This window comes from Verrucomicrobiota bacterium, from assembly GCA_037139415.1.
GTDB lineage: Bacteria > Verrucomicrobiota > Verrucomicrobiia > Limisphaerales > Fontisphaeraceae > JBAXGN01.
The window spans coordinates 1-9,600 of sequence record JBAXGN010000245.1; the positions used below are offsets into that span (position 1 = coordinate 1).

Annotated in this window: 10 protein-coding genes; 7 read left to right on the forward strand and 3 right to left on the reverse strand. The window is 55.1% G+C overall.

Annotated elements, in window-relative coordinates; all coding sequences use genetic code 11:
• Window positions 1-57: 57 nt before the first annotated feature.
• On the forward strand, window positions 58-2,079 hold the full coding sequence (locus WCO56_26990) for an alginate lyase family protein (GenBank protein MEI7733247.1): 2,022 nt from the start codon (window positions 58-60) through the stop codon (window positions 2,077-2,079).
• Window positions 2,080-2,444: 365 nt separating this feature from the next.
• Here the strand turns inward: WCO56_26990 and WCO56_26995 are convergent, their stop codons facing one another.
• Window positions 2,445-3,035 carry a leucine-rich repeat domain-containing protein gene (locus WCO56_26995; GenBank protein MEI7733248.1) on the reverse strand — a complete coding sequence of 197 codons (591 nt, stop codon included), beginning with the start codon at window positions 3,033-3,035 and terminating at the stop codon, window positions 2,445-2,447.
• Window positions 3,036-3,532: 497 nt separating this feature from the next.
• Here WCO56_26995 and WCO56_27000 point away from each other — a divergent pair, with 497 nt between their 5' ends.
• The 5 genes from WCO56_27000 to WCO56_27020 all read left to right on the forward strand — a co-directional run bounded on the left by WCO56_27000 (window position 3,533) and on the right by WCO56_27020 (window position 6,162).
• Window positions 3,533-3,679: a hypothetical protein gene (locus WCO56_27000; GenBank protein ID MEI7733249.1), complete on the forward strand. Its 147-nt coding sequence runs from the start codon at window positions 3,533-3,535 to the stop codon at window positions 3,677-3,679.
• Window positions 3,676-4,356, forward strand: a complete 681-nt coding sequence (locus WCO56_27005) for a hypothetical protein (GenBank protein MEI7733250.1) — start codon at window positions 3,676-3,678, stop codon at window positions 4,354-4,356. The genes WCO56_27000 and WCO56_27005 overlap by 4 nt, the downstream gene beginning before the upstream one ends.
• Window positions 4,357-4,361: 5 nt before the next feature.
• Complete coding sequence (locus WCO56_27010; GenBank protein ID MEI7733251.1) at window positions 4,362-5,108, forward strand: hypothetical protein; 747 nt, start codon at window positions 4,362-4,364, stop codon at window positions 5,106-5,108.
• 492 nt (window positions 5,109-5,600) lie between these two features.
• Window positions 5,601-5,819 carry a DUF433 domain-containing protein gene (locus tag WCO56_27015; protein MEI7733252.1) on the forward strand — a complete coding sequence of 73 codons (219 nt, stop codon included), beginning with the start codon at window positions 5,601-5,603 and terminating at the stop codon, window positions 5,817-5,819.
• Between the two features lie 16 nt (window positions 5,820-5,835).
• Window positions 5,836-6,162, forward strand: a complete 327-nt coding sequence (locus tag WCO56_27020) for a hypothetical protein (protein MEI7733253.1) — start codon at window positions 5,836-5,838, stop codon at window positions 6,160-6,162.
• A 601-nt stretch (window positions 6,163-6,763) separates the two neighbouring features.
• On the opposite strand, the gene WCO56_27025 is transcribed toward WCO56_27020, so the two are convergent.
• Both WCO56_27025 and WCO56_27030 read right to left on the reverse strand, forming a co-directional pair.
• Entirely contained in the window at window positions 6,764-7,621 is an 858-nt protein-coding gene (locus WCO56_27025; protein ID MEI7733254.1) for a hypothetical protein, read from the reverse strand.
• A gap of 66 nt (window positions 7,622-7,687) precedes the next feature.
• Complete coding sequence (locus WCO56_27030) at window positions 7,688-8,479, reverse strand: LysM peptidoglycan-binding domain-containing protein (GenBank protein ID MEI7733255.1); 792 nt, start codon at window positions 8,477-8,479, stop codon at window positions 7,688-7,690.
• Window positions 8,480-8,659: 180 nt separating this feature from the next.
• Here WCO56_27030 and WCO56_27035 point away from each other — a divergent pair, with 180 nt between their 5' ends.
• Window positions 8,660-9,388 (forward strand): hypothetical protein, encoded by a 729-nt coding sequence (locus tag WCO56_27035; protein MEI7733256.1) that lies wholly within the window; start codon window positions 8,660-8,662, stop codon window positions 9,386-9,388.
• Window positions 9,389-9,600 lie beyond the last annotated feature (212 nt).

The window sequence follows — 9,600 nt, forward strand, 5'->3', positions numbered from 1 at the left end:
TTATGTCCGGGCTTCTTAAAAAAACTGCTTTTCTAAGTCCGACAGGCTGCTAGGCAGATGCGCAATATTTGTATTCTGTGGTTCGTGGCGTTGGCGATGTCCGGACTGGGGGCACCCGCTCCCGCAGTCAACGGGCCACGGGTAACGGCGGCGGAGTTTTTTACCGCCCTGGATTTGGAACGGGCGGAATTGTCCGCCGTGAAAGCGGCACTACAGCGGCAGGATTTGGGGGCAGCGCGTCACGCGCTGGCGGAATACCTGCGCCACCGTCCGAAACCGGGTTGGGAGTTTAACCCGCTGGCGATCAAGGATAATCCAAAATTTCGCAGCAGCACGGCCGAGAAGGCCCTGACGCACAAGTTCAACAGCATCGGCATCGAATGGCAGTTCGGCGAGCAGATTGACTGGGCGTTTAATCCCACCACGCAGCCCGATTCCCGCTGGCCACGCAACCACGAATGGACGTGGCAGTTGAGCCGGCATGCCGCCTGGCTGGAACTGAGCCGGGCCTTCTACCATACCGGCGATGAGAAATACGCGCGCGAATTTGTGGCCGAGCTAAAAAGCTGGGTGCGCGATTGTCCCGTGCCGATGGAGAAAGCGGCCAATAGGCCGACATCCCGCTGGCGCACCATCGAGGCCGGTATCCGCACTGGCAGCGTGTGGCCGGAGATGTATCACCGGTTGCTGGCCGCCAAGGCATTCGATGACGACGCGCTCATTTTGCTGCTGACCAGCATTCTGGAGCATGGCCGGTACCTGACGAAATTCCACACCAGCGGCAACTGGCTGACCATGGAAGCCAACGGGCTGTATCATTGCGGCGCGCTGTTCCCGGAATTCAAGGAGGCCGCGCAGTGGCGGCAGACGGCGCTGGACCGTTTGTACCATGAGCTGGATGTCCAGGTGTATCCGGACGGCGCACAGGTAGAACTGGCGCCGGGTTACCACGGCGTGACCGTGCAAAATTTTCTAGGCCCGGTGAGCCTGGTGCCGTTCACCGGTTTTACCGTGCCGAAGGACTACCTGGGCAAGATGGAGCGCATGTTTGATTATTTTCTCTATTCCATGCAGCCCACGCGGCAGACCGCACCGCTGAATGATTCCGGCGCCGGGGATGTGGTGCGGTGGCTGGAAAAAGGGAGCCAATTATTCCCCCAGCGAGACGATTTCAAATGGGTGGCGACGGAGGGCAAAGCCGGCCAAGCGCCCGGACACACCTCGCACCTGTTTCCCTACGCCGGGCAATTCGTGATGCGCAGCGGCTGGGAGCGGGAGGCCGTCTGGCTCTGCATGGATGGCGGGCCGTTTGGGTATGGCCATCAGCACGAGGATAAATTAAGCGTGATCCTGACGGCATACGGCCGGCCCTTGCTGGTGGAGGGCGGGGTGTACACATACGATGCCAGCGATTGGCGCCGCTATGTGCTCAGCAGCCGCGCGCATAATGTGGTGCTGGTGGATGGCCAGGATCAAAACCGCCGCAAAGAACCCAAGGAAACCTACGTGGTGAAGCAGCCGTTGCCCCACGTTTGGGAGAGCAACGACACGTTCGACCACGCCGTCGCGGTCTATGAGGAAGGTTATGGCGCCAGCGCCGCGCGGGTGGCGCGGCAAGTGCGGCACGTGTACTTTTTCAAGCCAGACCTGTTCGTGGTATTGGACGAATTGGAATCGCGCGACGGCAAAGCCCATGAGTATCAATCGCTTTTCCACATTGACGCCAATGAAGCGGTGGTGGACGGGCTAAAAGTTTCCACCGGGGAAAAAGGTCCGAACCTGACGATTATCGGGGTGGGGGTGGATACGGTACAGATTGTGAAGGGGCAGAAAGAGCCGGTGGTGCAAGGCTGGTTACCGGATCGTGGCGGCTACGGTGCCATCAAGCCGATCCCCACGGCCATCTATCGCAAGACCGGCAGCGGCAAAGTGGTGAGCGCTTATGTGCTGTGTCCGATCCGGCAAGGCGCAACCGGTACGGTTACCGGAGCGCAGTTGACGGGCAACGAACTGCGTTTGACCCTGGCCAATGGGCAGGAAAAGGTGCTGAAGCTGGCAGGTAAACTGATAGGAAATTAAAAACTGATAAGAAATTGATTTGGGGCACGTTTCATAATCACTTGTCGCGGTGCGGTGAAATGGGAAGCCGAGCATGGCAAAAAAATTGGGAACAAATTCCTTTTGCAGAAAGATGAACGGGCAGAAAAATAAAACTGAAGAAGATAGGAGATTGGAGTCAGGAGTTAGGAGCAAGGTCTTGAGGTCTCAGGTCCCGTACACCCAAGCATTCGATTGTCCCAAGGCATCGGTGATCTTGGCCACCACTTGCGATTCGGGCGGGGCATAAACTGGAATGGTTATCATGGTCCCCATTGTTTGGTTCCTGGCGGTCAAACTTGCGAGTCATTGTTCGAGTTTGACCCCTTTTAAACTGATACTTTCTGTTACGGCAACAGCAACTTGGTATTCACCGAGAAGCCTTGGAAATACACTTTATCCGCTGGATTTTCCAGTTCCTGCCAATGCGCCTTGCTGCCGTTCGTACTCACCAAACTCACATACCCCACCCCCCCACTCGCAAGCATGAGCAGCATGCCGGCGATTATGATTTCTCTCATGCTTTTGGGAAACAATATCACTGCTGCGCCCAAGATCAAGCCGCCTCCCGCTACGCTTAGAAGTGGTGCAGCAATATTGGGGATGATGATGCTGGTCAGTGCACAGTGGGAGAACTCCCATTCTCCAATGCTGGTGACGCTGTCGGGAATCGTGATATTGGTCAAGGCGGCACAATAAGAGAATGCATTGGTCCCAATAGTGGTGACCGGCAAGCCATTGGTCGCGCTGGGGATGGATACGTCGCCGCCCGGCCCGGCGTAGCCCGTGATGTTGATCGAGCCGTTGTTGGTTGTGAAAGTAAATTGGGCTTGTACCACGACAGGCAGCAGCAAGAGCGACAGCAACGCCAGCAAGCTCGCAATGCTGGCGGCTCCTACCCGGTGGGTCATGGTCGCAGGGAACGGGCTGGTTTTCATAGTTTTGATACCGGAGCCGAACCTTCAATGACCGGACAGGGCGGGTTCCCGACCCGGAGCTGTTCGCCCTTCGCCGCGCAGCAGTGATTTCCAGCCATCGGCCCAACCCAGTGGCCGTACGGCAAGAGAATACGATACTCCGCAGAAATAGTAATAATTACTATTCATAGTCGCGCTACTAATCCTAAAAAAACTCCTGTCAAGGCAAAACAGAAAAAAATTCAAGCGGATAACTGTAACTTCCCGAATCATCGCATCAAAGGTCAGGAATTGCCGGAGAGAGTAGTTTGAGTTTTTGTGGAGCAGTTGTTGATGAATGAGCCGGGCCAGATACTTACGGTGCGGCATCCCGCAGAAAATATGATCCAAAGAGAACTTGACATCGTCTAATGGAGATAATAAACAGCACTGATATGGGATCTGACTAGAAACAACGATTCGCGACGCATCACGTCGGGTGACGTGGGGGGGGGGCGAAAAATTATAACAGAAAAAACATGAATACGAACCCGAGTCCGGATATCGGCGCTCAAACGCCGGTCGCAAACTCGAACCTGACCCAGATCCGCACTACCGAAACGCCGCTGGGCATTGCCCTGGCTTTTTACGGCCTGCAAATATATGCCTTGGGATTACACGTATGAGCGACCTCAGATCTGATGACAGTTCAGGAACACAGACGCCGCTGGCCATGGAGGATTTGGCGGAAGTCCGTGGAAGCCTGGTAACCGTGTTGCGATCCAGAGCGGCAGCGCCCCAATCTACGGAGGATTCTCCCGGCGTGGAAAACATGGCATTGTGGCCGGCCAGGTTTTGGTGGGGAGTAAGCTTTACCTGGTTGATTGTTATGGCGGTCTTCGATAGCAAATATGTCTCGCAGGTCATTGATTATTGGGATGGATGGAGCAATTGGGGGCGACATTGGGGACAGCTCCTGGTGTGGCATTTACTGGGCGTCTGCCTGGTTCTGTTGGGCGGGACGATAACCTATTACCTGGTCTGCCGGCTGCTCCGGGTTTTGCGCAATGAAGCCACGGTCGCCCGGAGCGAAAGTCTTTTTTGGTTTGGCATAGCCATTGTGCTTATGGCGTTGGTTGCGTTGCTGAGCTGGGCGGCCACCCGGTGGATGGACGACGGCCACCTGCGCATTGTCCAGGGTCCGTATTTTCCGCTGCTTGCCCTGCTGGCGCTTCTGCGCGGGTTGAGTGTGGCTATCTTCCGGCGCAAAAACACCGTGTACGGAATATTGCTGTATGCGATCACCCTGGCAACGGTTGCCTACCTAGGTTGGTTCATCTCGACGCACGGCGGGGCACATTAAGCAGCATGAAATCAATGAATCCAAAATTTGTGGTCCGCATGGGGGCGGCAATACTGGTCGCCTTGCCTTGCGTCGTTATTGGGTACTGCTGGGAATGGGCAATAATTCGAGGACACGAACCTTGGCCAGGGATAATTGGCGTGGTGATAATACTCGCTGTCCAGATCTTAGCCAGTGCTTCCACACTGCGCCGAGCTTGGAGGCTTGAACCCGAGGCCATTGATAAACTGGCCGACTTTTTGTTGAATAACGGTTTTATGCTCATCGCATGTATTGTGGGAGGTGAAATTATGAAGGGTGAGCGGTGGTTGTCCTGGTGGGGGGTTTCGGTCGCGCTTGGAATTGGTGCCGGCGTGATGCTTGCAGGGCGGGTTGTCCGGGCACAGGTGAAGATCCTTCATCCAAGGTGGCGTCCGCCAGCACCGGCACCGCCAGAGGCACCACCCACAGACATTGAACTGGCGCAGCGGATTACCACGTCACTGAACTGGTTGAAAGCGTGTGCTATCGTGGGGGGCTTGGCTTTGGGTTACCTTTTGATTGCCGCTCCCCAAGGAGCTCTTTACGACCTTTGCAGTTTCCTTCTTGGTACGCCTCTTACCCTTATAGCCTGTCTGTCCTTGCTTCGACTTTATGGCGCACTGCGTGCAAGCGGCAGTCCACGCTTTGCGAGGTTGCTGGGCGTTGGGATTATTCTGGCGCTGGTGGCGTTAAGCCCGCTGGCTTTGGCCTGTTATGATATTTTTACGTAAAGTTAAAGGCTATCGCCGGGGTCATTCATAGGTTTTTCTGTTTTTCATGATGCCTCCTTTTGAATCGAGAAGGAGCAACCTATAATGACTCAGATCGAGTGGTAAACTCCTGACTCCAAACTTCTATTTTCTTCGGTCGTATTTTTCTGCCAAAGTTATTTCGGCTTTCAGCTTTCGCGTTTTTAGCATGTTTCGGGGTGATTTCAACTTCTGCCCCCAAGCTTCCAATTACCGCAACGCGACAAGTGAAAGCATGAAGCGTACTCAAAACCAATTTCTTATCAGTCGTTCACCCCAACACCGTCACGCTGGCACCACCGACCAAGGTCAAACCAGCCAGGAGCCTGGTGGTCTTTGTGACCCCAACCCTGTAGATTCTGCGGGTAACCGTTTAAATCCGGCGGATTTGTAAACGAAAGGAGGTTCGTCTCCATTCCCCATTTCCCAAGTTTTTTACTTTGCCGAGTCTGCATTTTCCATTAAGTTATGTTGATGCTGGATTGGAATGAATGTAGTGCTGTGGAACGCGTTCCGGGTAAGGTAAGCGGGGCCTGGTTGTTTAAAGGTACGCGCGTGACCGTTGTTGCGCTCTTCGAGAACCTAGAAGACGGAGCAACCGTGGATGATTTTCTTGCTTGGTTTCCCGGTGTGACGCGCGAACAGGTAGCGGCCGTTATCGAACACGCTGAACACAGCCTGCTGGTCAGTTGATTCACGTTTAACCAGCATGAAAATCCTTTTCGATCATGGCACGCCTGTTCCTTTGCGGCTTGCTTTATCCGACCATGATGTTTCCACTGCGTACGAAATGGGCTGGGCGAATTTCCAGAACGGTGATTTGCTTGCGGCAGCAGAGAAAACTTTTTCCGCATTCATTACTACCGACAAGAATCTCCGCTACCAGCAAAACCTTGCTGGACGCCGGTTAGCGATTTTGGTTTTACCCATGACCAGTTGGCCACGCCTGCAAAACCATCTCAAGGAAATCACAGCGGCGGTCAACGCACTCAACCCTGGGGATTATGTAGAATTGGCCTTTCCTAAAATCGGATAGAATAATTGGCTCAATCAGGAAGTCCGTAACACGCAGGTAATGCGCATTACAAACCTGATAACCGGAGCAGTTAGGGCCGTGAATTAGGAAATTGTCAGCTAGGCTTTTTCTCCACTGGTTTTACGTCCCTGATCAGTAAACAGAACGTTTATATGACTATCAGCCCATAGTATTGATTCTGCTGAACAACCCTACCTGTGGGGCGAAATCCCAATTTTCAACGGTTTACCAGTGGTCCGGCCCCTTCCCCCTCCGGACGACACCGGCTACTGGCTGCGAACTCTTCGGGTTCAGCCCCGGCAGGCTTCCGGGCAATCGATCATCCCCAAACGGGATGAAAGAATTTAGAGCGATTTAAATAATGACGCAGTTCTGAAAGCCAAAGCTTCTCATGGTATTTGCGGGCATAATATCAGCGCCGACTGACGTCGATCGGCTACGTCTTATTTGAAAATACGCTACCAGGCGGCTATCCTTTTTCCGCTGGGGTGGACAATGCCAAAATTCTACGGAGATTAAACGCCTTCCCTGGTAACATGGCGGAGGTGGACCAGGGATTAAAACGGCTTTGTGATTTGCCGAGAGTTCCAATAATAATAAATCACAGTATTCCAATCGCCGTATTCACCATACGCACGCCGCCGGGCAATTCCACCCGCAACACTTCGCCGGCCTTGCCCACATACACCAGTACTTCGTAATTCTCCATCACCCGTGCGCGTAATTGATAAACCCGGAGGCTGGTTTTGCCCACCGGCAGCGTGGTCTGGCTGGCATGCCAGTCGAGCGCGGGCGGTTGGTGAGATGCGGAATTGGTGGTGGTGAGGAATTGCGGCAGGCCGAAGGCGGTCAGTAATGTGGCAGGCAGCGGACCAGCCAGGTCATTCATGAGTTCCTGGGGATTTTGCAGCTCGCTAAAACGATAGGTGCGTTCCGTAGTTTGATCGCCATCACCCGCCTTGAACCATAGGGTTTCTTTGGTTGCATCCGCGCGAATTTCAACACTGGATGGACGGGCCTGCAACCGCAGGGAAATTTCCCGCCAAGCGTGATTGGTATCGCAGTTCAGATGGAAAAAGAACATGGTGGAAATGGCGACGTCTTTCAGGAGGAGGCTGCCGTCAAAGTCCACGCGGTAACCGGATACCTTACGCACCATGCCTTCGAGTTCAGTTTCCGCTCCGGCAGAACCGGCGGGCGGGACGGCCAGCACACGCGTCCCCCAACGGCATACCCCCAGGCGCTGCGCGTGATAATAGATATCCAGGGAGGAGGCGTCTTGCGCCTCCAGCATTTTGTGCCAGACAGTCGCCACCGGGATAGCGGCACCGGCCTGGCCGGGCGCCTGGGTTTCTGCACGCCAAAGCAGCACGTTCATCACCACCCAGAAAAGGGTGATCAGGACCAGCAAAGTGTGTTCCTTGATTTTGAACATGTGTGCCTCGTAAAACTCGGGCAAGGCCGGATGCAGTTTTCACTTGGTGCCGCCGACCGGTGGCACGCCAGCGTTTTTAAACAAGCGGGCTTACGGAATGCTCAATTCCTGGCCGATCTTCAAGCGCTTGGCATCCACACCGGGATTGGCTTCCATCAATTTGGTGGTGCTCAGGCCGTATTTCTTGGCAATGGCCGCCGGAGTTTCGCCGTTTTGCACCTTGTGCTTGCGCGCCGTGGTTGCGGGCGGAGTGGCTTGCGTCACATTGGTCGTGCTGCTGATGGGCCGCATCAGCGCGGGGATATTGGAGCGCACCGGCAAAGGCGGCAGCGGTTGGACGGAGCCTGGCACCAGCGGGGGCGGCGGAGAACCGGCGGGCACGGACGTTTGCAAGCTTTTTGCGTAGGCCATCCAGGCGTCCATTTGCGAACGCAACTGCAAATTTTCCGCCTTTAATTTTTCGAGGTCATGGAACACCGTTTGCGGCGAGCCCGGCGTCAGCGCCAACGGCTTGGCCAGCTCTTGTTTGCAGTTTTTGATGTGCTCGCGAATGAACGTGGCGTGTTCGGATTCCGGGCGCAGGTCCAGGAAGCGGGTGTAATGGTAGATGGCGACGGCGGGGGCGTTTTCCTCCGAGACTTTTTGTTCGTACAGGAGGCCCAACTCGAAATGCGCGGAAGCGGAGCGGGGATTGGTCTCCAGCGCCTTTTCAAACGCCTCGACCGCCGCTTTGAAGTTGTAACTGTTCATGTGGGCTTTGCCGGCGAGAAAATACGGATCCTTCTGCTCGTCCAACGGTCCGCTGGACGGCAGGCATCCGCCCAGCAACATTGCCAGCGGCAGCGCCCACCACACGCGCATCTTGATCAGCCCACGTAACATGGGGGTAACCTAAACAAAGACGCCGCGCTCTGCAACCGTCGGTTTTAACAAAATTGCATTTGCGATTCAGGATTGCCTGAGGCGGGAATTTTTGCCACATTGATGACCGGTGGTATCCGTCCGCCAAGCGAGCGGATACATGAGTTTGAAATTGGAAACAACAAATTGAAATATATGCTTATGAAAACGAATTATATGGGATTGGGGCTGGCGCTGAGCCTGGGCTGTTTGCTCGGCTGTGGAAAAAACGAAACCCCAACGACGCAGACCACTCCTCCGGCGTCTCAACCGCCCGCTTCAACGGTGGCCCAGGATATCAAGGCCAATGCGGACAAGGCCGCCCAGCAAGCCAAAGTGGTCGCGGAGAAAGCGGCGGCGGATGCCCAAGTGGCGGCGGACAAAGTCGCCGCCGAAGCCAAAGTGGTGGCGGCAAAGGCGGCGGCCGATGCCAAGGTTACCGCCAATAAAGTTGCCGCGGATGCCAAAGTGGTCGCCACTAAAGCCGTAGCCGACACCAAAGCCGCAGCGGATAAGGTGGTCGCTGATTTGAAAGCATCGGCCCAAAAGACGATCTCCGGAATAAACCTGACAGGCAGTCCGGCGCCAACGGCCGCTCCCGCCACCCAAGCGGTTGATCCGGTGGTGAATCCAGTGTCCGCCCAAGCGTCCACCGTGGCGCAAAGCGCTTCCCAAAAGACCACGGCGCTGCTGGATCAAGCGCGCCAGTTGATCAATGATAAACGCGGCCAGGACGCGCTAAACCTGCTTACACAACTGGCCAATACCCAGTTGACGCCGGAACACCAACAGACGGTCGCCAATCTCCGTGACAAAGCTCAAAAGTTGATTGCCAGCGAGGCGGCCAATAAGGCCGCCCAGACGCTGGATGGTTTCCTGAATCGCAAGTAAGCGGGTTGGGTTTCGGTTTCTGAACTGTGTTGCGGCGCGGAACAAAAAATGCCGGGAAGCATACGCTATCCCGGCATTTTTTTGAAACGGTTGGGGGAAGCTTATTCCAAATCGCTATCAAGATGAGACTAATTCGCTGGTCCTTTGAGCCGCTGGTTTCGTTGCTCGCTCGTTATCCCGACAGGTCGGGACGGGTATGCGCCTCGCTCGCG

Coding starts and splice junctions, on each gene's coding strand:
- WCO56_27000 (MEI7733249.1), top strand. CDS start 3,533: ATGAATACGAACCCGAGTCCGGATATCGGCGCTCAAACGCCGGTCGCA.
- WCO56_27030 (MEI7733255.1), bottom strand. CDS start 8,479: ATGTTACGTGGGCTGATCAAGATGCGCGTGTGGTGGGCGCTGCCGCTG.
- WCO56_27035 (MEI7733256.1), top strand. CDS start 8,660: ATGAAAACGAATTATATGGGATTGGGGCTGGCGCTGAGCCTGGGCTGT.
- WCO56_26995 (MEI7733248.1), bottom strand. CDS start 3,035: ATGAAAACCAGCCCGTTCCCTGCGACCATGACCCACCGGGTAGGAGCC.
- WCO56_27010 (MEI7733251.1), top strand. CDS start 4,362: ATGAAATCAATGAATCCAAAATTTGTGGTCCGCATGGGGGCGGCAATA.
- WCO56_27015 (MEI7733252.1), top strand. CDS start 5,601: ATGCTGGATTGGAATGAATGTAGTGCTGTGGAACGCGTTCCGGGTAAG.
- WCO56_27005 (MEI7733250.1), top strand. CDS start 3,676: ATGAGCGACCTCAGATCTGATGACAGTTCAGGAACACAGACGCCGCTG.
- WCO56_27020 (MEI7733253.1), top strand. CDS start 5,836: ATGAAAATCCTTTTCGATCATGGCACGCCTGTTCCTTTGCGGCTTGCT.
- WCO56_26990 (MEI7733247.1), top strand. CDS start 58: ATGCGCAATATTTGTATTCTGTGGTTCGTGGCGTTGGCGATGTCCGGA.